This is a genomic window from Pseudomonas koreensis (genome assembly GCF_012986595.1).
GTDB lineage: Bacteria > Pseudomonadota > Gammaproteobacteria > Pseudomonadales > Pseudomonadaceae > Aquipseudomonas > Aquipseudomonas koreensis.
The window spans coordinates 470,621-495,148 of sequence record NZ_JAAQYM010000004.1; the positions used below are offsets into that span (position 1 = coordinate 470,621).

Genomic DNA, 24,528 nt, shown 5'->3' on the forward strand with positions numbered 1-24,528 from the left:
GCCAATTCGCCCAGTCTTGTCAAAGGATGCGACCTTTTGTCTGCTCACGATAACGTCTTCGACCGCGCGTTCGGCGCGTTCCTGTTCGACATGGACGGCACCGTCCTCAATTCCATCGCCGCCGCCGAGCGGGTCTGGGCCGCGTGGGCCGAACGCCATGGCGTGGATGTCGAAACGTTCCTGCCGACCATTCACGGCGCCCGCGCCATCGACACCATCCGGCGCCTGAATCTGCCGGGGGTGGACGCCGAGGCGCAAGCGGCGTTCATCGCGCAGGCGGAAATCGATGACGTGGACGGGATCGTGCCCATTCCGGGGGCGGTGGCCTTTCTCGACAGCCTGCCTGCCGAGCGTTGGGCGATGGTGACGTCGGCGCCACGGGATCTGGCGTTGCGGCGCATGGCAGCGGCGGGAATTGCCGAGCCTGCGCTGCTGATCACGGCCGAAGATGTGACGGCCGGCAAACCTGATCCGGCGGGCTATCGTCTCGCGGCGAAACGCTTGGGGCTTGATCCCCGCGACTGCCTGATTTTCGAAGACGCCACCGTCGGTATCCAGGCCGCTGAAGCGGCGGGCGCCGCGCTGATGATCATCACCACAACGCACCCGCATCCCCTCGAAACCCGCCACGCGACCCTCGACAGTTATGAGTCGCTGAGCGTCACCGTCGACAGCCAAGGCCAACTGCGCCTGAAAAAAACCTGACACAACACAATCTCGGTAGGAGCTGCCGAAGGCTGCGATCTTTTGATCTTGCTTTTGAAAATCAAGATCAAAAGATCGCAGCCTTCGGCAGCTCCTACACGGTCAATAGATGCCCGGCAACAACCGCCAGCTGCGCGCGCAATAAGCCTCATATTCAGCGCCAAATTGCCCGCGCAGCAGCGCCTCTTCCGAGTGGATACGGGCGATCAGCGGAATCAGCGTCAGCGCCGCCAGAATCAGCCCGACGCTGGATCGAAACGCCAGCGCCCAGCCCATGGCGTTGACCACCAGCCCCAGATAGCTCGGATTGCGCAGCCGTGTGTAAATGCCGTCAGTGACCAGTCGATGCCCCGGCTGAATCGCCACCAACCCGCTGAACCGCCGGCCCAAGATAAACACCGGCCACAGCCGCAGCGCGCCACCGAGGATAAACAGCAGCGCGCCGAGCCAGCGCACGCTCTCACCGCCGAAGGTCCAGAACCCGATCCGGTCGCAATAGGCCGGCAGAAAACCGCTGACCAGACCGATAACGCCGAACGCCGGAATCACCCAGCGATTGGCGCGGTCCTCGCGCTCGCCAGAGCTCATGTTCACGTCGGTAAACAGTGACGCCACCACCATCAGCACGGTGGCCAGCGCAATCACCACCAGCGCCCCATGGGCAAAGAACAGCGCCGGCCCGCCAATACCCCACACTGCAAGCCCCAGGTAGGCGAGGCTGGCGAGCACCGCCACTACGATCATTTGCGCGGACATTTTCATGGTGATCTCTTAAAAGGCGGCCGACCCTTTCAGTGTAGGACGCCGCTGAACCTGTGGGCGCGGGCTTGCTCGCGAAGGCGTCGGGTCTATCGGTCGTCGGTCGGCAACGTCCTCACCCGGCCAATATCGCGTCTACGCTGATCCATTCCTGCCCATTCTGCGTGCATTGCCAATCGAAGAGGAGAACCCATGAAAATCGACTTGAGTGGAAAACTGGCCATCGTCAGCGGCAGTACCGGTGGGATCGGGCTGGGCATCAGTCAGTCGCTGGCCGAAGCCGGCGCCACCGTGGTGGTGATCGGCCGTGAAACCGCCAAGGTCGAGCAAGCGCTGGCAAGCATTCGCCAACACGTGCCGGGTGCGCAGTTGCGGGGGCTGACCGCCGATCTCGGCACCGCCGAAGGCGCTGAAAAACTGTTCGCCGCTGAACCACGGGCAGACATTCTGGTGAACAACCTCGGGATCTTCGACGCGGTGGATTTCTTCGACACCCCCGACAGCGAGTGGACGCGGTTCTACGAGGTCAACGTGATTTCCGGAGTGCGGTTATCACGGCATTACGTGCCGGCGATGGTCGAGCAAGGCTGGGGGCGGGTGATTTTTCTGTCTTCGGAATCCGGTATCGCGACGCCGGCCGACATGCTCAATTACGGTGTGACCAAAAGCGCCAACCTCGCGGTGTCCCATGGCCTGGCCAAACGTCTGGCTGGCACCGGTGTGACGGTCAATGCGATCCTGCCGGGGCCGACCTTCACCGGTGGCGTGGAACACATGCTCAAGGATGCCGCGGCCGAGTCCGGTCGCAACCTGCGCGATGAAGCCGACGCCTTTGTGCGCAGGGCTCGTCCGACGTCAATCATCCAGCGTGTGGCCGACGTCGCCGAGGTGGCGCATCTGGTCACGTACATCGCGTCGCCGTTTTCTTCGGCCACCACCGGCGCGGCCTTGCGCGTGGATGGCGGCGTCGTCGACAGTATGGCGATCTGAACCCCAAAGACTCTGGAGACCCGTTTATTTATGGCAACAGCATCAGCAACCATCGACATCCCGGCCTCGGCCGATCAGGTCTGGCAATTGATCGGCGGCTTCAATACGCTGCCGGACTGGCTGTCATTCATTACCAAAAGTGAACTGAGCGAAGGCGGGCGCGTGCGCACCCTGCAAACCGCCGATGGCGCGGTGGTGATCGAACGGCTGCAAACGTTCGACAACGCCGGCCAGACCTACAGCTATTCGATCGAACAGGCGCCGTTTCCGGCCACGGATTACCTGGCGACGATCAAGGTCGAAGCCCACGGGCAGGGCGCCCGGGTGACGTGGTCGGGTCGCTTCAACGCCCAGGGCGTTAGCGATGAGGACGTGGTGGCGTTGTTCAGTGGCATCTATCAGGGTGGGCTTGAGGCGTTGCGGGCCAATTACCCGGCCTGAGTGAGCACCCCCATCATCCCTGTGGGAGCGAGCCTGCTCGCGAAGCGTTTGAACAATCAGCATCATCGCTGGCTGGCACACCGCATTCGCGAGCAGGCTCGCTCCCACAGGGGGAGAGGTGCAATTCTCAGGACTGCGAAATCAGACTCTGCCGACAATCCAGCACCAGTTTCGCGCCCCCCAGTTCGCTGCTACCCACCTCAAGATTGAAGCCATGCAGGCTGACAATCGCCGCGACAATCGACAGCCCCAGGCCAAAGCCGCTCTGCGGTTGCCCGCCCTCGGCCCGATAGAAACGCTGGAACACGGCCTCACGCTCGGCCTCGGGAATGCCCGGCCCGGAATCGTGGACTTCGATCCGCGTATGCCCGCCATCATTCACACCGCGCAGGATCACCGTGCCGCCTGCCGGGGTGAACTTGATCGAGTTGCTCAGTAGATTCGCCAGCGCTTCGAACAGCAGCGCCCGGTCACCATTCAAGCGGGGCAGGGTTTCCGGCATGTTCAGCACGAACAGCAGTTCGCCTTCCTCGGCCAGCGGCAGGTAAAACTCGTGCAGTTCTTCGAGCAATTGCACCGGATCAAGCTCGACAAACCCTGAGCGGCGCTGACGGTCTTCTAGCTCGGAAATCCGCAGCAACCCGCGAAACCGCGCCATCAGCGTATCCGCCTCGGCCAGCACCAGGTCCAGTTGCGCTGCTTCCTGCGAGCCTTCGCCGGCCTGCTGCTGCATGCGATACAACTGCGCGCGCAACCGTGTCAGCGGCGTACGCAAGTCATGGGCAATGTTGTCGCACACGCCTTTAACCTCATGCATCAGGCGTTCGATGCGATCGAGCATGGCGTTGACGATCGCGGCGAGCATGTCCAGCTCATCGCGGCGGTTGGACAGCGGCAAGCGGTGGGTGAGGTCGCCAGCGACAATCGCCTGCGCGCTGTCCTGAATCGCGCGGATCCGGCGCATCGGGCGGCGGCGCAGCAAATGCCAGCCGGCAATCCCCGGCAGAATCGTCAGCGATACCCCCCAGAACAACGCATGCAGAATGATCCGCGTCACCGCGAACAGCGAACCGTTGTCGCGCAGCAACACCAGCCACCGACCGTCGCGGGTCTGGGTCGCCACCGCGTCGCAACTGTCGGCGGGCAGGGTCGGGTCGTCGGAGTCGGCGCAGTCATCGAGCGTGTGGATCTTGCCGTCCAGCGGCAGGCCTTCGGGCAGTTGCTGCAGGGCGCCACCGAGGTACACGCCCTGGGCGTCGAACAGGCCGTAGGCGTCGATGCCTCGGATATCGAAAGTCATGCTGGCGGCGAGCGCTTCTTCCAGTTGCTCGCCGCGAAAGTGCGAAAACAGATGCTGACGTTGCATCAGCGAATGTTTGGCGAGGTTGTCGAGGTAGCTGGAGACCTCGAAATACATGACCCCCATGAGGATCGCGCTCCACGCCACGAACAGCGAACTGTACAGCGCCAGCAAACGACTGCTGGAGGAACGCCAGCCGTCAGACGGGTTCGGCAATGACATAACCCGAGCCCCGTACCGTGCGAATCAGCGGGACATTGCCCGCCGCGTCGATCTTCTTGCGCAGACGACCGATGTGTACGTCGATCAGGTTGGTGCCGGGGTCGAAGTGATAACCCCAGACTTCTTCGAAAATCATCATCCGCGACAGGATCTGGCCGCTGTTGCGCATCAGGAATTCCAGGAGCTTGTATTCGGTCGGCAGCAGCGTCAGCACTTGTTCGGCGCGGCGTGCTTCGTGGCTGATCAAATCCAGTTCGAGGTCGGCGACCTGCAACGTGGTGGCCTGGGTGGCGACGCTGTTCTGCCGGCGCAGCAGCACCTCCACGCGCGCGGCCATCTCGTCGGTGGCGAAGGGTTTGGTCAGGTAATCATCACCGCCGGCACGCAAACCGCGCACGCGCTCATCGACATCCGACAGGGCGCTGATCATCAGAATCGGCGTGGCCACGCCCATGGTGCGCAGAGTCGTGACGATGGCCAGGCCATCGAGCTCCGGCAGCATGCGGTCGAGGGTGATCAGGTCGTAGTTGCCGCTGACGGCGCGGTCCAGGCCTTCGCGGCCATTGTCGACCCAATCCACTTCCAGGCCGTGGCTGCTGAGTTCGGCGACGATTTCACGGGCAGTCACGGCGTCGTCTTCGATGGTCAAAATACGAGTCATAGAGCAAGCCTTGATCGGTTCAAACGGAATGGCAGCATTTTGCCAAGTATTTTCCGCCGCGCTTTAAATTAACTTTCATGTATAGCCTGTCACAAACGCAAATCCGGACGTCTGCGCGATTTGGCAGCAATGCAGAAAACCCGCCGAATTGCGTGGTTTGTTGCAAATTGCATGGTCTTAGGAAGTTCATTCTTTTTAAGCTATTGAAAAATAATGATTTATTTAAAGTTGGCGAATGGCACGGTCGCTGCAATTCCTTCGGTGACGAGTTGTAACACCATTTTTCATGCCTGGAGCACTACAACAATGAATAGATCCTCAGATGGGTTTTATCCTGCCTTCGAAGGAGAGTCGAGCAATGTGTCAGGCGTGTCCTGGGGCGCGATTTTCGCGGGCGCGGCGGCGGCGGCAGCACTGTCGATGATTTTGGTGCTGCTGGGCTTCGGGCTTGGTTTCTCTGCGGTCTCGCCGTGGGCCGGGGAGGGTATCAGCGCCAAGGGCCTGGGGATTTCCACGATTGTCTGGCTGGCGGCGACGCAAATCATCGCTTCCGGCCTGGGTGGCTACATCGCCGGTCGCCTGCGGGTGAAATGGGCCAACATGCACGGTGATGAAGTGTATTTCCGTGATACTGCCCATGGTTTCCTCGCCTGGTGTGTGGCGACGCTGGTGACCGCGATCCTCGTGGTCGGCTCGGTCAGCAGCGTGATCAGTGGTGGTGTGCAGGCCGGTGCCAGTGTCGCCGGTGGTGCTGCCAGCGCCATGACGCAGGCCGCCGGTAGTGCAGCCGCCAACACCGACAGCAACCAGTACGGTTATTTCATCGACAGCCTGTTCCGCGATGACCGTCCAGCGTCCGTCAGTGATGACGCCGCCCACGGTGCCGTAGCGCGGATCTTCGCCCAGAGCCTGGCCAGCGGCCAACTCAGCCCTGAAGACCGTACCTACCTCGCTCAACTGGTCGCCCAGCGTACCAATCTGAGTCAGGCCGATGCCGAACGTCGTGTCGACGAAGTCTACGCCCGCACTCAGAAAGCCATCGCCGATGCCAAGGTAAAAGCCCAGCAGGCGGCTGATACCGCTGCGAAAGTCGCTGCATGGACTTCGCTGTGGATGTTCATCGCGCTGTTGGCCGGTGCGTTCTTCGCCAGCCTCGCCGCTACGTTTGGCGGTCGTCGCCGGGATGCGGTCGAGTACGTTGAAGTCGAAACCTACGCCACTACCACCACGCTGCCTCCAGTTCGTTAAGCAAGGAGATTCACCATGCGCTCTCTACTTCTGTTTTTCCTCGGTGTGCCGATCCCGATCATCATCCTGATCGCCCTGTTCGTACACTGATCCGAATGCTCTATTGAGGCCTATGCCTCGGCCGCTTCCACTTCACGGTGGAAGCGGCTTTTTGCTTTCTGCCATTCAATAAATGAAAAACCGGTATCGGCGCGGCCTGGCATGACCGTCAGCCTTCTCCAACTGAGATCGTTGAACAATCCGACCGCTTTCACTGGCCTGGATCAATATTTCGTCGGGCAACTTCGCCTAACGTAAATGATCCAGGCCTTTGCTGAGGTATGAACTACAGTGCTTCACGCGCATCTTGTTGCGCTGACGAAGTACCCGCGAGCCCGCCCCGAACCAACAATTAAACGGGCCGCACGGTGTAGAGCAGCAAGGAGCTGACGTAACACTTACCTCTGAACCTTTTCACGGATGAACATCGTAATGCACTGCCTAGAAAGAACCTTCGATATCCAGCCCCTGACCCAGGCGGATATGACCGTCCACATCAACGGCCAGCCGGTCACCGCTGCCATCGGCGAAACCGTGCTCAGCGTTATCCAGTCCCTCGGCGTACGCCAGGTCGCGCGCAATGATCATGACCAGATCAGCGGTGCCTACTGCGGCATGGGCGTGTGCCAGTGCTGCCTGGTGAAAATCGACGGCCGCCACAAGCGCCGCGCCTGTCAGACCGTAGTGCGCGATGGCATGCAGATTGAAACCCGGGTCAACCGCATCGCCGGGCAGGAGGTGGTATGAGCCAGCAACCGGTGATTGTCGGCGGCGGGCCGGCGGGGATGGCGGCGGCCATCGAACTGGCGCGCCATGGTGTGCGCTGCACCTTGCTCGAAGAGGCTTCACGCCTCGGCGGCGTGGTCTATCGCGGGCCGCTGCGTGACGGCGTGCAACTGGATTACCTGGGGCCGCGCTATTGCGAAGCCCTGAGCGCACTGCACGGTGATTTTCAGGAGCAATCGGGGCTGATCGATGTGCGCCTCAACCACCGCGTGGTCGGCGCCGAAGGCACCCGCGCGCTGGTGGTGCTGGACGGCGACGAGCAACTGCACGAAATCCATTATCCGCAATTGCTGTTGGCCGCCGGTTGCCATGAGCGCAGCGTGCCGTTCCCCGGCTGGACACTGCCGGGGGTGATGATGCTCGGCGGCCTGCAACTGCAAATCAAAAGTGGCGTGGTCAAGCCGCAGGGGCCGGTGATCATCGCCGGCACCGGGCCGTTGCTGCCGTTGGTGGCGACTCAGTTGCACGCTTCCGGGGTCAAGGTCGCGGGCGTGTATGAAGCCTGTGCGTTCGGCAAGATCGCCCGGGAAAGCCTGGCACTGCTGAACAAGCCGCAGCTGTTCCTCGACGGCCTGAGCATGCTCGCTTACCTGAAACTGCACGGTATCGCGATGAACTACGGCTGGGGCGTGGTTGAAGCCCACGGCGACGGCGAGCTGAAAAGCGTCACCGTGGCCCCGTACTCCGCCACCTGGGAGCCGGACCTGACCCGCATCGAACGCTTCGAAGCGCAGACCCTGGCCGTCGGCTACGGCTTTATTCCACGGACCCAACTCAGCCAGCAAATGGGCCTGGATCACGGCTTCAGTGACGACGGTTACCTGCGCGCCAATTCGAACACCTGGCAGCAAAGCAACGAGCCGCACGTGCACCTGGCCGGCGACATGGGCGGGATTCGCGGCGGTGAAGCGGCGATGCTCGCCGGCAAGATCGCCGCGACCTCGATCCTGCTGCAACGCGGGATTATCGAGGAGGATCTGGCGCGGGTGCGTCGCGACCGCTTCCTGAGCAAACTGAAAACCATCGTGCGCTTCCGTGCCGCGGTGGACCGCTACACCGAGCGCGGGGTCGGCCAGACCGCTTTGCCGGCGGCTGACACAGTGATCTGCCGCTGCGAACACGCGACCCGCGCCGACATTGATCGGGCGCTGGAGCAGGGCGTGCAAGACATCGCTAGCCTGAAGATGCGCACCCGGGTGAGCATGGGCGATTGTCAGGGGCGGATGTGCGTCGGCTATTGCAGCGATCGTCTGCGCCAGGCCACCGGACGCAAGGACGTCGGCTGGTTGCGCCCGCGCTTCCCGATCGATCCGATTCCTTTTTCCGCGTTCCAGTCCGTCGGCACGGAGGCCACTTCCCATGAGTAAGTTCTATGACGTGATCATTGCCGGCGGCGGCGTGATCGGCGCGTCCTGCGCCTATCAATTGTCCAAGCGCCAAGGTCTGAAGGTCGCGCTGATCGATGCCAAGCGCCCGGGCAACGCCACCCGCGCTTCGGCCGGCGGCTTGTGGGCCATCGGCGAGTCGGTGGGGCTGGGCTGCGGGGTGATTTTCTTCCGCATGATGTCGGCCAACCGCAAGCGCGCAACCCAGGGCGCGGCGGTGGCGGTGGACGCCAGCACGCCGCACATCCTGCCGGAGTCGTTTTTCGATTTCGCCTTGCAGTCCAACGCGCTGTACCCGGCATTGCACCGTGAGCTGAAAAACAACCACGGCATGGATTTCAAGTTCGAAAAGACCGGGCTGAAGTTCGTCATTTATGACGACGAAGACCGGCTCTACGCCGAGCACATCGTCAGCTGCATTCCGCACCTGGCCGACCAGGTGCGCTGGCTCGATCAGGCGGCGCTGCGCGCAGCCGAGCCGAGCGTCAGCCACGAGGCCCGGGGTGCCCTGGAGTTTCTCTGCGATCACCAGGTCAGCCCGTTCCGCCTCGCCGATGCCTACATGGAAGGCGCGCGGCAAAATGGCGTGGACATCTTCGTCAACACCAACGTCACCGGGGTGTTGCACCACGGCAGCCGCGTCACCGGCGTGCAGACGGCCGAGCAGGGCGTGTTCCACTGCAAGACCCTGATCAACGCCGCCGGTGCCTGGGCGGCAGACTTGAGCGAGTGGGCCACCGGTGTGCGCATTCCGGTGAAACCGGTCAAGGGCCAGATCCTGCTGACCGAACGCATGCCGAAAATCCTCAACGGCTGCCTGACCACCAGCGACTGCTACGTGGCGCAAAAGGACAACGGCGAGATCCTGATCGGCAGCACCACCGAAGACAAAGGCTTCGACGTCACCACCACCTACCCGGAAATCGCCGGGCTGGTGCAGGGCGCGGTGCGCTGTCTGCCGGAACTCAAGGACGTCAACCTCAAACGCACCTGGGCCGGTCTGCGTCCGGGCTCGCCGGATGAGCTGCCGATTCTCGGGCCAATGCGTGGTGTAGAGGGTTACCTGAATGCCTGCGGCCACTTCCGCACCGGCATCCTGACCTCGGCGATTACCGGGGTGCTGCTGGACAAACTGGTCAACCAGGAAGCGCTGCCGCTGGACATCACACCGTTCCTGGCGGACCGGTTTGAGACTGTACCGGTCAAGCAAGAGCGTGAATTAGAGCTGGCCTGATCCCAGTGATATTGATGTTGAATGTGCAGGCCTCTTCGCTGGCAAGCCAGCTCCCACAGGGTTTTCGGTCGTTCACAAAACCTGTGGGAGCGGGCTTGCCCGCGAAAGCGTCAGTGCTGTAGGCCTGAAGCTTGGATCTGCGCAAGGAGATCAGGCCTTGCGCGCTTCCTCTTCCAGTTGATCCGATTCAAACAACCGCGCCAATTCCGCCCGGGCTTCCTGGGCGGTCTGCAGGACTTTCGCCGCGTCATCGTAGACCGCGTGCTGCGCTTCCAGCACCTGTTCGTCGTGGTGCTTGAAACGCTTGATGCGCGCATCGGCCTGGGCCTGGGTCAAGCCCAGACCCACCAGGGTGCGGCGGCTCATTTCCAGGCTCGAGTAATAGGTCTCACGAATCGGCTCGGCGCCGACATCAATCAAGCGGTGCACGTGCTGCCGGTTACGGGCCCGGGCGATGATCTTCATGTGCGGATACAGTTTGCGCACGATCTCGGCGGTCTTGATGTTGGTCTCCGGATCGTCGGTGGCGATGACGAAGTATTCCGCCTCGCCGACCTTGGCCGCATGGAGGATCTCGGGGCGCATCGGGTCGCCGTAAAACACCGGCACGCCGCCGAAGCTGCGCGACAGTTCAATGGTTTCCACCGATGTGTCGAGCGCCACGAACTTGATGTTCTGCGCCCGCAGAATCCGCGCCACGATCTGGCCCATCCGGCCCATGCCGGCGATCACCACACGCGGTGCCTCGGTGTCGATTTCGCGGAATTTCTCCGGCACTTCCACAGGCTGCACTTTCGGGCTGACCAGCCGCGCGCAGATCAACAGCAGCAACGGTGTGAGCGCCATCGACAGGGTGATGGTCAGCACCAGCAGGTCATACAGGCGCGGTTCGAACAGGCCCTGATCCCGACCGATCTTGAACACCACAAAGGCAAACTCACCACCGGCCGCGAGGACGATGCCCAGACGGATCGCACTGACCTTGCTTAGTCCGCCGGCCAGACGCCCGACCACAAACAGCAGCGGTAACTTCAGGCCGATCAACAGCAGGGTCAGGCCGAGCACGGTGATCGGTGCACTGAGCAGCAGGCTGAGGTTCGCGCCCATGCCGACGCTGATAAAAAACAGCCCGAGCAGCAGGCCTTTGAACGGCTCGATCTGCGCTTCCAGTTCATGGCGATATTCTGAATCCGCCAGCAGCAGGCCGGCGAGGAAGGCCCCGAGCGCCATCGACACGCCGACCAGATCCATCAACCACGCCGTGCCGATCACCACCAGCAGCGCGGTGGCGGTGGACACTTCCGGCAGACCGGTTTTCGCCACCACGCGGAACACCGGACGCAACAGATAACGCCCGCCGACTACCACCACGGCGATCCCGCCGAGCACCTGCAAACCATGATTCAGGCTTCCGGTGCTGCTGGTGTCGTGGCCACCGCCGGCGAGCATCGGTACCAGCGCAATCAACGGGATCGCCGCGATGTCCTGAAACAGCAGAATCGCAAACGCCAGCCGCCCGTGAGGGCTGGTCAGTTCCTTGCGCTCGGCCAGGCTTTGCAGGCCGAATGCCGTCGAGGACAACGCCAGACCCAGGCCGAGCACGATCGCACTGTTGAGCGGCTGACCGAACGCATACAACGCCAGCACACCGATCACCGCAGCGGTCAGCAGCACCTGCGCCAGGCCGACGCCGAACACCGATCTGCGCATCACCCACAAGCGGCGTGGCGACAGTTCCAGGCCAATGATGAACAGCAGCAACACCACACCGAGTTCCGAGATGTGCGCAACGCTTTGCGGATTGCCGATCAGGCCGAGCACCGACGGGCCGATGATCACCCCCGCCAGCAGATAACCGAGCACCGCGCCCAATTGCAGACGTTTGGCCAATGGCACGGTGAGCACGGCCGCGAAGAGAAACACGACAGCGGCTTGTAACAGGTTGCCTTCATGGGGCATCGGGAAACTCCTGACAGCGGTACGGCGGGGGTGACAAGGATAAAGGCTGAATCGATTCAAGATCCACCGAAGATCCCCTGTAGGAGCTGCCGCAGGCTGCGATTTTTTGATCTTGATTCCGCAGATCAAAAGATCGCAGCCTGCGGCAGCTCCTACAGGGTTCAGTGTAAGTCTGTAATAATTTGCATCAGTTGGTTACATTGATAGTCTTCGCGAATCAATCTTTTCGAGTCCGCCATGGCCATCAACTTCGACCTCAACGACCTGCAAGCTTTTCGCGCCGTGGTCGAGCAGGGCAGTTTCCGCAAGGCCGCCGACACCGTGCGCCTGTCGCAACCGGCCCTGAGCCGACGAATCGAAAAACTCGAGGACGCACTCGGCGTGAAGCTGTTCGAACGCACCACGCGCAAGGTCAGCCTGACCCAGGCCGGACGCGGATTCATGCCCAGCGTCGAGCGCTTGCTCGATGACCTGGACGTGGCGCTGCTGGGCATCAGCGAAGTCGCCTCGACCCGAATGGGCCACGTCACCGTTGCCTGTGTGCCGTCGGCGGCGTACTACTTCATGCCGCGGGTGGTGGCGCGCTATCACCAGCAGTTTCCGCGAATCAAAGTCAAAGTCCTCGATTCCAGCGCCCACGATGTGCTCAGCGCGGTGGTCAATGGCGAGGCGGATTTCGGTTTGAGCTTCATGGGCACGCAGGATGCCAAAGTCGACTTTGAGCCGCTTGTGCAGGAGTGCTACGTCGTCGCGTGCCGGCGCGATCATCCGCTGGCCGGCCGCAGCAGTGTGAGCTGGGACGAGTTCTACCGGCAGGACTACATCTCGCTGGACAAGACCTCGGGCAACCGTTTCCTCCTCGATCAGGCCTTGAGCAGTGTGGTGCCGCAGCGCCCGAGCATCTGCGAGACGCGGCATGTAACGACGATGATTGGTCTGGTGGAAGCGGGGTTGGGCGTGGCGGCCGTGCCGCTGATGGCGATGCCGGGGCCGGATCATCCGATCCTGACGCGGGTGCCGCTGACTGATCCGCAAGTGATGCGCAGTGTCGGCATCATCAAGCGCCGGGGTCGCACGTTGACCCCGGCGGCATTGGAACTGGAGCGGCTGGTGGTGGAAATGAAAGTCCAGCCGCCAGCGATCAGCGCTTGACCGAATCCAGCCCGGTGGCTTGCACGTCAGCCTGGGCGGCGGGGGCGGCGAGGTAGTCGAGCAAGGCCTTGGCCTCTTTTGGATGCTGCGCGCCGACCGGAATGCCGGCGGCGAAGCGCGTCACCGACTGCACCGACTCCGGAATCTTGCCGACAAACGTCACCCCCGGCACGGGTAGCAATTCGCTGACCTGCTGGAAGCCCAGTTGATAATCGCCAGTGGCAACCACCGAGCCGACCGGGATTTTCGGGATCATCTTCGCTTTCGGTTTCAGTTGATCTTCGACGTTGAGTTTCTTGAACAACTCCTTCTCGATGTACACGCCGCTGGCGCTGTCGGAGTAGGCCACCGATTGTGCGTCGAGCAGGGTTTTCTTCAGGCTTTCGACGCTGCTGATGTCCGGTTTCGGCGCGCCTTCACGCACCACCAGGCCGATCCGCGAGTCTGCCAACTCGACCCGCGAAGCCGGGTCGACTTTGCCTTGCTTGATCAGATCGTCGAGGGCGTAGCCGACCATGATCACCACGTCGGCGTGTTCACCGCGGGCGAGGCGGTTGGGGATCGCCTCCGGGGCTTTGCCCATCGACGGGCCGAGTTGGGTGTCGAGGGTGTTGCCGGTGGCCGCCGCGAATTTCGGGCCGAGGATTTTGTACGCGGCGGTAAAGCCGCCCGACGTCATCACGTTCAGCTGTTCAGCATGTGCCAGGGCGCTGAACGCGAAGAGGGCGACGGCGCTGAGGTTGATCAGTTTTTTCAAGGTGATTGCTCCTTATGCGGCAACCGGTTGCAGACGGCCGCCTGCGCGGCGATAGAGGTACAACGTGGCGCACAACGCACACAGTGCGCCGACGCTCATCCAGTAACCGGGCGCGGCCTTGTCGCCGGTGTACTGGATCAGGAAGGTCGACATCGCCGGGGTGAAACCGCCGAAAATCGCAGTCGCCAGGCTGTAGGCGAGGGAGAAACCGGCCACCCGCACTTCCACTGGCATGATCTCGGTCAGCGCCGGGATCATCGCGCCGTTGTACATGCCATAAATGAACGACAGCCACAGCAGCGACAGCAGCATGTGACTGAAGCTCGGCGCCTGCACCAGGTAAGACAGCGCCGGATAGGTGGTGGCCAGGGCCAGCAGCGACATGGCGATCAGCACCGGGCGCCGGCCGATGCGGTCGGACAACATGCCGCCAATCGGCAACCAGAAGAAGTTCGACACCCCCACCAGCAAGGTCACCAGCAGTGCATCGGAAGTGCTCAGGTGCAGCACGGTTTTGCCGAACGTCGGCGCATACACGGTGATCAGGTAGAACGCGGTGGTGGTCAGCGCGACCATCAGCATGCCGCCGAGCACCACGCCCCAGTTCTGGCCGAGGGTGCGGAACACTTCGCGCATGCTCGGGCGGTGTTTGCGTGCGGCAAATTCTTCGGTTTCCGCCAGATTACGGCGCAGCAGAAAAATGAACGGCACGATCAGGCAGCCGACGAAAAACGGAATCCGCCAGCCCCAGTCAGCCACCACGCTCGGCGCCATCCACGCGTTCAGGGCGTAGCCCAAAGCGGCGGCGACGATGATTGCCACTTGCTGACTGGCCGACTGCCAGGCAGTGAAGAAGCCTTTGCGGCCCGGAGTGGCGATTTCCGACAAATACACCGAAACCCCGCCCAATTCCGCACCGGCAGAGAAGCCCTGCAACAGCCGCCCGACCAACACCAGCGCCGGGGCGAACAGCCCGATGGTTTCGTATCCGGGCACCAGCACAATCAGAATCGTACCGCTGGCCATGATCGACAGCGTGACAATCAACCCCTTGCGGCGGCCCACGTCATCGATGTACGCACCGAGCACAATGGCGCCCAACGGACGCATCAGGAAACCTGCGCCGAACACGGCAAACGTCATCATCAGGGAAGCGAACTCACTGCTCGCCGGGAAGAACACTGCCGCGATCTGCGTGGCGTAGAAGCCAAACAGAAAGAAGTCGAACTGTTCAAGGAAGTTGCCCGAGGTAACCCGGAAGATAGCGCCGGCCCGCGAGCCGCCGTGTGGGATTGAGGCTGTCATAGAAAAGAACTCCACCGCTTTTATGACGTGCGCGACGTGGAAGCGGCGCACGGTTGTTATTGCGGTGGATGGTGGCGCAGGTGTAACCGGATGTTAATTGCATTATTGGCATGCATTGATGTGCAAAGCGGATCAATCCTGAAAACACCTCTAACTTGTGGGAGCTGGCTTGCCAGCAATGACGATCTGTCTGCCAACTACAATCCCCCAGCCAGCCCAGGCAAAAAAACAAGGAATGATTCCAGTCCTCCGCAGTCGGAGTTCAGGTATCACACATCTGAAGGAGGTTCACCGATGAACAGCAAAACCCTAATCGCCAGCCTGGCCCTCGTTGCCGGCATTGCCGGGATCAGCCCACTTGTTCAAGCGGCGCAAACCTCGAACGAACCTGCCGTCCAGTCGCCGACCAGCGACCGTGAACTGAAGGTCAACGACCGGGCTCCAGACGTTTATCAGCGCAGCGACAAAGCGTTGAAAAACTGGAAACAGAAAGGCTTGAAAGCACCGGTCGAACAGGCGCAGTGGGTACAGATCAACGACAAGTACGTGATGGTCATGATCACCAACGGCACCATTGTCGAGATGCAGCCTGTCGAGCGTTAAGCACTGGACTCAACGGCCCTGCGCGTGCACCCGTGCAGGGCTTTCGCCTCCCAACCGATACTGATTATTCCCACTGCGCTTCGCCTCATACATCGCCAGATCGGCAATGTGCAGCAGCCGATCCATGGTGGGCGCATGGTCCGGAAACACCGCGACCCCAAGGCTGGTGCCGATGTGGCGTTGGTCGTTGCCGATGCTGATCGGTGGCGACAGTTCGATGAAAATCTTCTGACAGATGCTGCGCGCTTCGTCCTGCAGGTTGAGGTTCGGTGCCAGGCCTTGCAGGATCACCACGAATTCGTCGCCGCCGATGCGCGCGACGGTGTCGGTGGCGCGCAGGATGCGTTTGAGGCGGGTGGCGGTGGTCATCAGCACGCGGTCGCCGGCGGCGTGGCCGTAGTGATCGTTGATGGCTTTGAACCCGTTGAGATCGACAAACACCAGCGCCACCCGGGTGTGGTTGTGACGCGCCTGTTCGAGGGCTTCGGACAAACGCTCTTCGAGCACCAGACGATTGGGCAGGCCAGTCAGCGGGTCGAAGTGGGCAAGGTGCTGAAGGTAACTGGCCGAGGCTTTTTCTTCGGTGATGTCGCGCACCACGCCCATCATCTTGATCACCGCATCATGGTCGTTGCGCACCACATTGCCGGTCTCGCGCAGCCAGCGAATCGTGCCGTCGGGCCAGACTACGCGGTATTCCTCGTCATGGTTTTCACCGGTTTCCAGGCAACGCTGTTCGCCGTCGCGCACGCGTATGCGGTCGTCCGGGTGCACGCAGGAACAGAACAGCGCATAGGACGGGGTGATCTCGCCGATCTTGAACCCGAACATGCCGTAGATCGCGTCTGACCAGTACAGCCGATCGGTGTCGACTTCCCAGTCCCAGGTGCCGATCCGCGCAAAGTACTGGCTGCGCTTGAAGCGCTCGGCGTCACCGTCCTGATGAATGTTCTGCGGTTCGGCAGCGCGGGTCAGCAGCTCGCGATACTCGGCCAACTGCCGGCGCAAGCCACGTTCACGCCAGATCAAGACGAGGATGCATCCCAGCAGGAAGAAGCCAATGGCCAGGCTGATCCAGAGGTGAGTCATTCAGGAACTGCCAGCATGACGTATCGGTCCGTGAAGTAGTGGCGGATGGCTATATTACCGGTTCAGTCACCGGGTCGGATACTGCGCCAGGCTTCGTGAAAAAGTTGCGAACCACCGACAATTCTGGGAAAACGGCGGCCGGCTGAACAATAGAGTGAATGTCATGAATGATGAATTGCAGGTAATCGATCTTCAGGTGGGCGAGGGCAAGGCTGCCGTCAAAGGCGCGCTGATCACCACCCAGTACACCGGCTGGCTGGAAGACGGCAGCGAGTTCGACTCCTCCCACAGCCGTGGCAAACCTTTCCAGTGCGTGATCGGCACCGGCCGTGTGATCAAGGGCTGGGATCAGGGGCTGATGGGCATGCAAGTGGGCGGCAAGCGAAAACTGCTGGTGCCGGCGCATCTGGGGTATGGCGAGCGGACGATGGGCAAGATTCCGCCGAATTCGAATCTGGTGTTTGAGATCGAGTTGCTGGAGGTTTTGACGCGGGACGATTGAGGCGGGTAAACGCCGATCAATCAATGTCCATGCAACCTGTGGCGAGGGGATTTATCCCCGATGGACTGCGCAGCAGGCCTGTTTGGGGCAGCGCGCCGCGATCCATCAAGCCCTCGCCATTTTTACTCAGGCAACCATCGCAATCTCGGTCAAGGTGTCAGCCACTGTCCTTTCAAGTGACGGAAATCGCCGTTTCACCCGGTGCAGCGCGGGCAGCACAGCCTCCATCTCAAGCTCGTCGAGTTTCCCGAGAGCGGCCACTGCCGAGGCCACAATTGTTTCTCGCTCGCTTTCAAACAACACCAGGCATGCATTCTGAGCCCAGCGGCGATCCCGTTCGTTGAGGCCCATGGCGACTAATGCGGCGACGACCTGGGCATCTGGTTTATTGGCCATGTGAAATTCTCCTTTGCGTCGTTTTCCTTGTGGCGAGGGAGCTTGCTCCCGCTGGGTTGCGAAGCGACCCCAAGCTCCATTGATCCGGTTCGGATCCGGATTTTCGACTGCTGTGCGGTCGAGCGGGAGCAAGCTCCCTCGCCACAGAGACGCTTTTTCAATTGCTGATCGGGGGCTCGAGGTTGTCGAGGGCGCGGTTGACGGCGAGTTCGCCGAGCATGACTACTTGCTGGATGCCGAGCACGGTGTTGCGGTAGGGCGTGTCGAGCAGGCTGGCGAAGTCGCTGAGCATGATGCTGGCCGAGGCCATGGATTCGCAGGCGTGGGCCAGCAGTTCTTCGTTGTCCATGTTCGGGGCGACGACAAACATGTGGCTGGGTTTGCGCTCGGGCGGGGCTTGCGGTTTCAGGTAGTGATCGAGTGCGCGTTCGGCGGCTTCGTGGAGTTTTCTGGAATTGGGGTCGGAGTAGGGGGATGTTGAATCTGGATCGGACGGGGTGTCCGTATCCGGTGGATTTGGTGTGACTTTGAACATTTGCGAGACCTTTATATAAAGGCTGCCCACCATCGCGACTAAACGAAGAGAGAGGCAGCTATGCGCAGGTTAGTCGACCGGTGGTCTCACAATTTCCGGCGCGCCCGAAGGCGCCCTGCGCACAGCTACCATTGAGTTCAGGCGTACGAGCGGCCTGAATGTATGGATGCTTTACGAAATGTGAGACAACCGAGCGACTAAACCCGATCACTGACCATTCAGTGACGCGAACCAAGTTACCGATGCCCCCCAAACCGCACAAGCCGGCGGATTCTGGCGTAGTTGTAGGCAAAGGCGCAAGGCGATGTAGCCTCTTGGATGATGCCGAAATGATGCTGCATTTTTCAGGCTGCCATCGCCAGCAGGCTCACTCCTACAGGAGATTGAAGTCGCTTTCAGATTCCCGTTCATCCCTTCGATGCCCATCGATCTTGCGAATAAGGGCGCAATCAACGACCATGCGCGCCATATAGGGGTAGGGGGTATAGGTATGTCGCACATTCATGAACATAAAGACGAGCTGCTCAACCGCGTCCGACGCATTGCCGGGCAGGTGCAGGCGGTGGAAAAGGCGCTGGAGGGCGATGCCGATTGCGCCAAGACCTTGCACCTGGTGGCGGCGATTCGCGGGGCGGTCAATGGTTTGATGGAGCAGTTCATCGAGGCCCACACCCGTGAGCACGTGGCGCATCCCGATCTGACTGACGAACAGCGCGCCCAGGGCGCCGAAGATTTGCTGCAAGCCATCCGCCGTTATTCCAAATAGAGCACGCGCATCATGAGCCTGACCCCCAACGCTGAGCGTTTCAGCCACGATCACCAGTTCCTCGGCGCCTCCCACGACGAAAACGCCCGCCGCACCTTGTGGGTGGTGGCGTTGACGTTCGTGATGATGATCGGCGAGATCGCCGCCGGTTACCTCACCGGTTCCATGGCGCTGCTGGCCGACGGTTTTCACATGGCCACCCATGCCGGCGCGTTGGGCATTGCCGCAGCGGCTTATGGGTTTGCCCGGCGCAACGCCAACAACCGCCGCTACAGTTTCGGCACCGGCAAGGTCGGTGATCTGGCCGGTTTTGCGTCGGCCATGGTGCTGGGCCTGGTGTCGCTGGGCATTGCCGGCGAATCGATTTTTCGTTTGTTCGAACCCACCACCGTGGCGTTTGGCGAAGCGACGGTAATCGCGATCGTGGGGCTGGGGGTGAACATCCTCAGCGCCTTCCTGCTGATGGGCCATCATGATCACGGCCATCAGCATGATCACGGTCATGATCATCATCACCACCACGACAACAACCTGCGCTCGGCCTACGTCCACGTGCTGGCCGATGCACTGACCTCGGTGCTGGCAATTGCCGCGCTGCTGGCCGGCCGCTATCTGGGTTGGGTGTGGCTGGACCCGGCGATGGGTATTGTCGGCTCCATTGTCATCGCAAAATGGGCCTACAACCTGATGCGCGACAGCGCCGCGGTGTTGCTCGACACCACCGACGAACCGGTGGCGGCAGAGATCCGCGAGCTGCTGGAAACCTCGGACGACGTGCGCATCAGCGATCTGCACGTCTGGCAGGTCGGCCCGCAGGCGCGGGCGGCGATTGTCAGTGTGGTCGCGGCTGCGGGCGTGACGGCGGAGGCGATTCGCGAGCGGCTGGCGCCGGTGCATGAGCTGTCGCACCTGACCATCGAGCTGCGCAGCGCTTAAGGCTGCACCGCGCTGAACAGTGGAATCCGCCCATTGAGCGATGGGCGGTAATGCCACGTCAGTTGTTGCAGATTCATACCCTGATCAAGGATTTCTCTGACAGTCGCCGCGGCAATGCTCACCGCCAGCGCTTGCCCCGGGCATTGATGCCGTCCGCTGCCAAAACTGAAACTGCGCCGGTTCGGCCGATCCAGCAGAAATCGCTCAGGCACTTCATTCAATAACGGGTCGCGGTTGGCCGAGGCCAGCAGCACCAGAATCACCTCGCCGGCCTCGAGCCGCACGCCATCGATCTCACAAGACTGCGCGACAAATCGTCGGGCGTTCTGCACCGATGGATCAAAGCGCTGGACCTCGGCCAGCAGCGCGTCCATCGAGGCGTTGCGCAATTCAGGCTGACGCCGCAGCGCGATCAACGCGTTACCGATCAGCCCGGCAGTTGCTTCAAACGTCTGCGAACAGAGGCCGATCAGGTTGGCGATCAGGGTCTCCTCATCGCCATCAAATCGCTGCCCGATAGCCTTGAGCAAATCGCTCGGCGGTTCTGTCAGCAACTCGATGAAATAACCGCGTAACTGCTCCGCCGCCACATGGGCCGCCGCCAGTTGCAGGTCATTGCTCAGCGGCGACAGGCAGGCGACAAAGTCAGCGGTCAGTTCACTGATCGCCCGACCCTGCGCCGGGGTGAAGCCGAGCAGCGTGGCGACCACGCCCACCGGGCCGCGAAACATCGCCTTATATAAGCCGTCGGCGTCCGCTGTCATCAATCGCGCGGCCACCAACGCGCGGACTTGGTCGTCATCTATCAACTGCAGTGACGGCTCGATCGCCGCACGCGGGCAGCGCTGACGTTCGCCATCGTTCATCCGCATCAACTGCCCGAACACGTTGCCGGCCATCCCCGAGGCGATCGCCTTGGGCACCGGCTCCTGCAGCGGCCGCACCCGGCACTCGGGATGCGCCAACACCGCACACACCGCGCGAGCGCTGCTGGCGACCCACAGTTTCAATTCATGGTCAAAGGTCAGTCCGCCCTCGGCCCGCAGTTTTGCGTAGTAAGGGTAGGGGTCGGCATGAGTGGCAGCGATGATCGGGTCCATGGTTCACAGCCTTGTCGTCGGGAAAGTGAAGCGAGTATCTTCAGTTCGCAGCGACGACGATTCGTCGGGGAGCGAAATATGCACGCAGAACATCAAGACATCGGCGTCTCGCAAGTGGCCGCCGCCATCGCCGAACCGGCGCGCACCAAAATCCTCTGCTCGCTGATGGACGGGCATGCCCGCACCAGCACTGAATTGGCGACCATTGCCGAAGTCAGCGCATCGACCGCCAGTGCGCACCTGAGCAAACTCAAGGACCTGGCCCTGGTGCGCCTGCATGTACAGGGCCGCCATCGTTATTACAGCCTCGCCGATCAGCGCGTGGCGCAGGCGCTGGAAGCGTTGATGGTGATCGGCCAGAACGCCGCGCCGACCTTCAAGTCGCACACCCCGGATCGCCTGCAATTCGCCCGCACCTGTTACGACCACATGGCCGGGACGCTCGCGGTGTTGTTGCACGACCGTCTGCGTGAGGCGGGATGGCTGGTGGAAACCGACGAACAGGTTTATCGCTTGAGCGACAGTGGTGAGGCGTTGTTCGAGGGTTTGGGCATCGAGGTGCAGGACTTGAATACCTTGCGCCGCAAGTTCGCCTGCCCGTGCCTGGACTGGAGCATGCGCCGGCCGCATCTGGGCGGCTCGCTGGGGGCGGCGTTGTTGCAGACGGCGTTGAAGCGCAAGTGGGTGACGCAGGATCTTGATAGTCGGGCGTTGGGATTGACGGCGCTGGGACGCAGAGAGATCGGGGTGCGATTCGGGGTTGAATTGCCTTTAGACGCGGAGAGCAAAAGATCGCAGCCTGCGGCAGCTCCTGCAGGGAATATGCACATCTGATAAATGTCGGCTGTAGCGGATTAATGTAGGCGCTGCCGAAGGCTGCGATCTTTTCATCCGGTTTTGCACCTTGTGCCAATCCAATAGACTCGATACTGTACGCATAACCAGTATCGAGTCTTCGCCATGCAAATCATCGACAAGCTCAGCATTCTCGCCGACGCCGCCAAGTACGACGCCTCCTGCGCCAGCAGCGGCGCGCCCAAGCGCAGCTCCGAGGGCAAGAGCGGGCTGGGCTCGACCGATGGCATGGGCATTTGCCACAGCTACACGCCGGACGGGCGCTGTGTGTCGCTGCTGAAAATCCTGCTGACCAATTTCTGTCTTTACGATTGCCAATACTGCGTCAACCGCCGCTCCAGCGATGTGCCGCGCGCGCGGTTCACCCCCGAGGAAGTGGTCACACTGACCCTGGATTTCTACCGGCGCAACTGCGTCAGCGGGCTGTTTCTCAGCTCGGGGATCATTCGCTCGGCGGACTACACCATGGAGCAACTGGTGCGGGTGGCGAAGCTGCTGCGCGAAGAGCACGAGTTTCGCGGCTATATCCACCTCAAGACCATTCCCGAAGCGGATCCGGCGCTGATCGAGGAGGCCGGGCGCTACGCCGATCGCCTCAGCGTCAACATCGAGCTGCCCACCGACGCCAGCCTGCAAACCCTGGCGCCGGAAAAACAGATCGGTTCGATCAAACAGGCGATGAACACCATCTACACCGGCGTGCAAACGGTGCTCAACGAACCGCGTTCGGCGAAGTTCGCCCCGGCCGGGCAGAGTACGCAAATGATCGTCGGCGCCGATGACACCGACGACAGCACTATCCTGCACAGCGCTCAGTCGCTGTATGGCAACTACCGCTTGCGGCGCGTTTACTACTCGGCCTTCAGCCCGATCCCTGACAGCCCGAAAAGCGTACCGTTGGCCGCGCCGCCGCTGATGCGAGAACACCGTTTGTATCAGGCCGATTTTCTCTTGCGCAGCTATGGCTACAGCGCCGACGAGTTGCTCAAGGGGCCGGGTAACCTGGCGCTGGACATCGACCCGAAGCTGGCCTGGGCGCTGCAGAATCGCGAAGTGTTTCCGCTGGATCTGAATCGCGCCGAACCGGCGCTGATCGCGCGCATCCCGGGCATCGGCCTGCGCACCACCGAACGTCTGGTGCAATTGCGCCAGCAACGGCGCATCCGCTATGAAGACGTGGCGCGCATGCGCTGCGTTCTGGCCAAGGCCAAGCCGTTCATCATCACCAGCGACTACCACCCGCAACAGGCCGAAGTCACCAGTCACATGCTCTATCAGCAACTGCGCGACCGGCCGCAGCCGCAGCAGATGGGGTTGTGGGGATGATCAATCTCGATTGCGATGACCTGTTCGACACCTGGCGGCAACAGGCGCGCTGGTTGCTCAGCCATGAGATCGATCCGAGTCTGGTGAGCTGGGCGTCGGAAGGCGTGAGTGATCTGTTTGCCAGTGACGTGCAGGTGCCTGAAGGCCAAGGGCCGTTTCAGGCGCGCATCCCGCGTGCACTGCTCGACACCCTCGAGCAAGCCGCGCGATACCGTGGCGACCAGCGCTGGAGCCTGTTGTACGAAGTGCTGTGGCGCGTGAGTCACGGTGACCGCACGGCGATGATGGCCGGCGATAAACTGGGCAGCGAGCTGCAGCGGCGGATCAAGCAGGTGCAGCGCGAAGCTCACCATTTGCATGCGTTCGTGCGCTTCATCAAACGCCCGCAGGATCAGCCAGGCCCGCAATACGTGGCGTGGCATGAACCGGCTCACGACATCCTGCACAGTGCCAGCGAGCATTTCGTCGGGCGCATGGGCCGGCATCGCTGGTTGATCGCCACGCCGCGCGATGGCGTGTATTACGACGGCGAACAACTGCTCCATCAGCGCCAATGCCCGGTGGAATGGCAGCAGTTGGCGCAAAACGTCGACGATCCCCATGGCGATCTGTGGCTGACCTATTACAGCCACATCTTCAACCCGGCGCGGTTGAACGAGAAGGTCATGCAGGGGCATCTGCCGGCGCGGTTCTGGAAGAACCTGCCAGAAGGCGAGCTGATTCCCGGATTGATCACCCAGGCGCGGATGGGCAAACAACAGAATGGGCAGGCCAGCGGGATTGCCGGGCGGGCCGGCAAGCGGATTGCCTTGAAGCAGGATGAGCCTGAGCAGGTTGTTCAGCGGGTTGCCGAAGCCATCAACAGACCAAAACCGGCAAAGGTTACACCGGAGACTTTCGCCGCCAGCCAGGAACCTTTCGGGCTCGACAACCAGCCTTTGGCCGCATTGGCGAGCAGGGCGTAGCTGCCGTGCACCAGAATCACCAGCGCTGCGTAAGAGGCCACCAGTTTGAAGAACTGCGGGTAAAAAGCCTGTTCAGTGTCAATGAACTGCGGGAACACAGCCAAAAAGAAGAAGATCGCTTTCGGATTGAGAAACTGCAGGGACGCGGCTTCGAGAAAGCGGTAGCCCGGACGAGAAGGGCGAATCTGCTGCAGGGCACGGAAACGATCTGAATGCCAACTCTTGTAGCCCAAGTACAACAGATAGGCGGCCCCGGCGTATTTCAGCACGGTAAACGCCTCGGCCGAGGCACTGAGGATCAAGCCGACGCTGGTGGCGCTGAGGGCCGCCACCACGAAAGCCCCCGAGGCGATTCCCAGTATGCCGGGCACTGCGCCGGTCCAGCCCAGGCGCACGGCGTTGGACAGGGTCAGCACCACGCCCGGGCCGGGGCTCAAAATAGTCAGGGTGGCGAACAGTACAAAGAGTCCGTAGCTGTGCATGATGTTGCTCCGTCGAATCGCGTGTCTGCA

The 24,528-nt window shown here is 61.7% G+C and carries 26 protein-coding genes and 1 pseudogene; 15 read left to right on the top strand and 12 right to left on the bottom strand.

Going from position 1 to position 24,528, the window contains the following annotated elements:
• The first annotated feature begins 36 nt into the window (after positions 1 to 36).
• Positions 37 to 705 carry an HAD-IA family hydrolase gene (locus tag HBN98_RS15105; RefSeq protein ID WP_083366259.1) on the top strand — a complete coding sequence of 223 codons (669 nt, stop codon included), beginning with the start codon at positions 37 to 39 and terminating at the stop codon, positions 703 to 705.
• 102 nt (positions 706 to 807) lie between these two features.
• Here HBN98_RS15105 and HBN98_RS15110 read toward each other — a convergent pair whose 3' ends face one another.
• The gene (locus HBN98_RS15110) at positions 808 to 1,467 is read right to left on the bottom strand and encodes a methyltransferase family protein (RefSeq protein ID WP_083366258.1); all 660 of its coding nucleotides are present in this window, start codon (positions 1,465 to 1,467) and stop codon (positions 808 to 810) included.
• 189 nt (positions 1,468 to 1,656) lie between these two features.
• Between HBN98_RS15110 and HBN98_RS15115 the strand changes: the two genes are divergently transcribed.
• Positions 1,657 to 2,454, top strand: a complete 798-nt coding sequence (locus tag HBN98_RS15115; protein WP_083366257.1) for an SDR family NAD(P)-dependent oxidoreductase — start codon at positions 1,657 to 1,659, stop codon at positions 2,452 to 2,454.
• Positions 2,455 to 2,484: 30 nt separating this feature from the next.
• Positions 2,485 to 2,895 carry an SRPBCC family protein gene (locus HBN98_RS15120; RefSeq protein WP_083366256.1) on the top strand — a complete coding sequence of 137 codons (411 nt, stop codon included), beginning with the start codon at positions 2,485 to 2,487 and terminating at the stop codon, positions 2,893 to 2,895.
• Positions 2,896 to 3,022: 127 nt separating this feature from the next.
• Here the strand turns inward: HBN98_RS15120 and HBN98_RS15125 are convergent, their stop codons facing one another.
• Both HBN98_RS15125 and HBN98_RS15130 read right to left on the bottom strand, forming a co-directional pair.
• Positions 3,023 to 4,417, bottom strand: a complete 1,395-nt coding sequence (locus HBN98_RS15125; protein WP_083366255.1) for a sensor histidine kinase — start codon at positions 4,415 to 4,417, stop codon at positions 3,023 to 3,025.
• Positions 4,395 to 5,078, bottom strand: a complete 684-nt coding sequence (locus tag HBN98_RS15130; RefSeq protein WP_003223938.1) for a response regulator transcription factor — start codon at positions 5,076 to 5,078, stop codon at positions 4,395 to 4,397. The genes HBN98_RS15125 and HBN98_RS15130 overlap by 23 nt, the downstream gene beginning before the upstream one ends.
• Before the next feature lie 306 nt (positions 5,079 to 5,384).
• Between HBN98_RS15130 and HBN98_RS15135 the strand changes: the two genes are divergently transcribed.
• Positions 5,385 to 6,326, top strand: a complete 942-nt coding sequence (locus HBN98_RS15135; protein WP_083366254.1) for a hypothetical protein — start codon at positions 5,385 to 5,387, stop codon at positions 6,324 to 6,326.
• A 110-nt stretch (positions 6,327 to 6,436) separates the two neighbouring features.
• Here the strand turns inward: HBN98_RS15135 and HBN98_RS27925 are convergent, their stop codons facing one another.
• Entirely contained in the window at positions 6,437 to 6,565 is a 129-nt protein-coding gene (locus HBN98_RS27925) for a hypothetical protein (protein WP_262381614.1), read from the bottom strand.
• A 232-nt stretch (positions 6,566 to 6,797) separates the two neighbouring features.
• Between HBN98_RS27925 and hcnA the strand changes: the two genes are divergently transcribed.
• Genes hcnA through hcnC form a run of 3 tightly spaced genes read left to right on the top strand, consistent with a single transcriptional unit; the run spans position 6,798 to position 9,770 of the window.
• The gene (hcnA, locus tag HBN98_RS15140) at positions 6,798 to 7,112 is read left to right on the top strand and encodes a cyanide-forming glycine dehydrogenase subunit HcnA (protein WP_083369350.1); all 315 of its coding nucleotides are present in this window, start codon (positions 6,798 to 6,800) and stop codon (positions 7,110 to 7,112) included.
• Positions 7,109 to 8,518, top strand: a complete 1,410-nt coding sequence (hcnB, locus tag HBN98_RS15145; protein WP_083366253.1) for a cyanide-forming glycine dehydrogenase subunit HcnB — start codon at positions 7,109 to 7,111, stop codon at positions 8,516 to 8,518. Before hcnA ends, hcnB begins: the two co-directional genes overlap by 4 nt.
• Positions 8,511 to 9,770, top strand: coding sequence for a cyanide-forming glycine dehydrogenase subunit HcnC (hcnC, locus tag HBN98_RS15150; RefSeq protein ID WP_083366252.1), 1,260 nt, complete (start codon positions 8,511 to 8,513; stop codon positions 9,768 to 9,770). The genes hcnB and hcnC overlap by 8 nt, the downstream gene beginning before the upstream one ends.
• A 150-nt stretch (positions 9,771 to 9,920) precedes the next feature.
• On the opposite strand, the gene HBN98_RS15155 is transcribed toward hcnC, so the two are convergent.
• Positions 9,921 to 11,729: a monovalent cation:proton antiporter-2 (CPA2) family protein gene (locus HBN98_RS15155; protein WP_083366251.1), complete on the bottom strand. Its 1,809-nt coding sequence runs from the start codon at positions 11,727 to 11,729 to the stop codon at positions 9,921 to 9,923.
• Between the two features lie 237 nt (positions 11,730 to 11,966).
• On the opposite strand from HBN98_RS15155, the gene HBN98_RS15160 reads away from it, so the two are divergent.
• Positions 11,967 to 12,881, top strand: a complete 915-nt coding sequence (locus HBN98_RS15160; protein ID WP_064587063.1) for a LysR family transcriptional regulator — start codon at positions 11,967 to 11,969, stop codon at positions 12,879 to 12,881.
• Here the strand turns inward: HBN98_RS15160 and HBN98_RS15165 are convergent.
• Together HBN98_RS15165 and tcuC are read right to left on the bottom strand one after the other, a co-directional pair.
• Complete coding sequence (locus tag HBN98_RS15165; protein ID WP_083366250.1) at positions 12,871 to 13,638, bottom strand: substrate-binding domain-containing protein; 768 nt, start codon at positions 13,636 to 13,638, stop codon at positions 12,871 to 12,873. The genes HBN98_RS15160 and HBN98_RS15165 overlap by 11 nt on opposite strands.
• A gap of 12 nt (positions 13,639 to 13,650) precedes the next feature.
• On the bottom strand, positions 13,651 to 14,943 hold the full coding sequence (gene tcuC / locus HBN98_RS15170; RefSeq protein ID WP_064587065.1) for an MFS transporter: 1,293 nt from the start codon (positions 14,941 to 14,943) through the stop codon (positions 13,651 to 13,653).
• 294 nt (positions 14,944 to 15,237) lie between these two features.
• Here tcuC and HBN98_RS15175 point away from each other — a divergent pair, with 294 nt between their 5' ends.
• Positions 15,238 to 15,546, top strand: coding sequence for an RcnB family protein (locus HBN98_RS15175; RefSeq protein ID WP_064587066.1), 309 nt, complete (start codon positions 15,238 to 15,240; stop codon positions 15,544 to 15,546).
• Positions 15,547 to 15,555: 9 nt separating this feature from the next.
• Here HBN98_RS15175 and HBN98_RS15180 read toward each other — a convergent pair whose 3' ends face one another.
• On the bottom strand, positions 15,556 to 16,635 hold the full coding sequence (locus tag HBN98_RS15180; RefSeq protein WP_083366249.1) for a sensor domain-containing diguanylate cyclase: 1,080 nt from the start codon (positions 16,633 to 16,635) through the stop codon (positions 15,556 to 15,558).
• 163 nt (positions 16,636 to 16,798) lie between these two features.
• Between HBN98_RS15180 and HBN98_RS15185 the strand changes: the two genes are divergently transcribed.
• Positions 16,799 to 17,137, top strand: coding sequence for an FKBP-type peptidyl-prolyl cis-trans isomerase (locus HBN98_RS15185; RefSeq protein WP_083366248.1), 339 nt, complete (start codon positions 16,799 to 16,801; stop codon positions 17,135 to 17,137).
• Positions 17,138 to 17,263: 126 nt separating this feature from the next.
• On the opposite strand, the gene HBN98_RS15190 is transcribed toward HBN98_RS15185, so the two are convergent.
• Entirely contained in the window at positions 17,264 to 17,533 is a 270-nt protein-coding gene (locus tag HBN98_RS15190; RefSeq protein ID WP_083366247.1) for a hypothetical protein, read from the bottom strand.
• 157 nt (positions 17,534 to 17,690) lie between these two features.
• A complete protein-coding gene (locus HBN98_RS15195; protein ID WP_083366246.1) occupies positions 17,691 to 18,068 on the bottom strand; it encodes a DUF6124 family protein in 378 nt (125 codons plus the stop codon).
• 490 nt (positions 18,069 to 18,558) lie between these two features.
• Here HBN98_RS15195 and HBN98_RS15200 point away from each other — a divergent pair, with 490 nt between their 5' ends.
• Both HBN98_RS15200 and dmeF read left to right on the top strand, forming a co-directional pair.
• The gene (locus HBN98_RS15200) at positions 18,559 to 18,834 is read left to right on the top strand and encodes a metal/formaldehyde-sensitive transcriptional repressor (protein ID WP_003223990.1); all 276 of its coding nucleotides are present in this window, start codon (positions 18,559 to 18,561) and stop codon (positions 18,832 to 18,834) included.
• 12 nt (positions 18,835 to 18,846) lie between these two features.
• Positions 18,847 to 19,770 (top strand): CDF family Co(II)/Ni(II) efflux transporter DmeF, encoded by a 924-nt coding sequence (dmeF, locus tag HBN98_RS15205; RefSeq protein ID WP_083366245.1) that lies wholly within the window; start codon positions 18,847 to 18,849, stop codon positions 19,768 to 19,770.
• Here dmeF and HBN98_RS15210 read toward each other — a convergent pair.
• Positions 19,767 to 20,870 (bottom strand): cytochrome P450, encoded by a 1,104-nt coding sequence (locus HBN98_RS15210; RefSeq protein ID WP_083366244.1) that lies wholly within the window; start codon positions 20,868 to 20,870, stop codon positions 19,767 to 19,769. The genes dmeF and HBN98_RS15210 overlap by 4 nt on opposite strands.
• A 78-nt stretch (positions 20,871 to 20,948) precedes the next feature.
• Here HBN98_RS15210 and HBN98_RS15215 point away from each other — a divergent pair, with 78 nt between their 5' ends.
• From HBN98_RS15215 to HBN98_RS15225, 3 genes and pseudogenes are all read left to right on the top strand, one after another.
• Positions 20,949 to 21,704, top strand: a complete 756-nt coding sequence (locus tag HBN98_RS15215; protein WP_083366243.1) for an ArsR/SmtB family transcription factor — start codon at positions 20,949 to 20,951, stop codon at positions 21,702 to 21,704.
• A 126-nt stretch (positions 21,705 to 21,830) separates the two neighbouring features.
• Positions 21,831 to 23,051: a putative DNA modification/repair radical SAM protein gene (locus HBN98_RS15220; protein ID WP_083366242.1), complete on the top strand. Its 1,221-nt coding sequence runs from the start codon at positions 21,831 to 21,833 to the stop codon at positions 23,049 to 23,051.
• Positions 23,048 to 23,860, top strand: a pseudogene (locus HBN98_RS15225) (TIGR03915 family putative DNA repair protein); the annotation flags it as partial. The gene HBN98_RS15220 and the pseudogene HBN98_RS15225, both read left to right, overlap by 4 nt.
• 29 nt (positions 23,861 to 23,889) lie before the next feature.
• On the opposite strand, the gene HBN98_RS15230 reads toward HBN98_RS15225, so the two are convergent.
• Positions 23,890 to 24,498, bottom strand: coding sequence for a LysE family translocator (locus HBN98_RS15230; protein WP_083366241.1), 609 nt, complete (start codon positions 24,496 to 24,498; stop codon positions 23,890 to 23,892).
• Positions 24,499 to 24,528 lie beyond the last annotated feature (30 nt).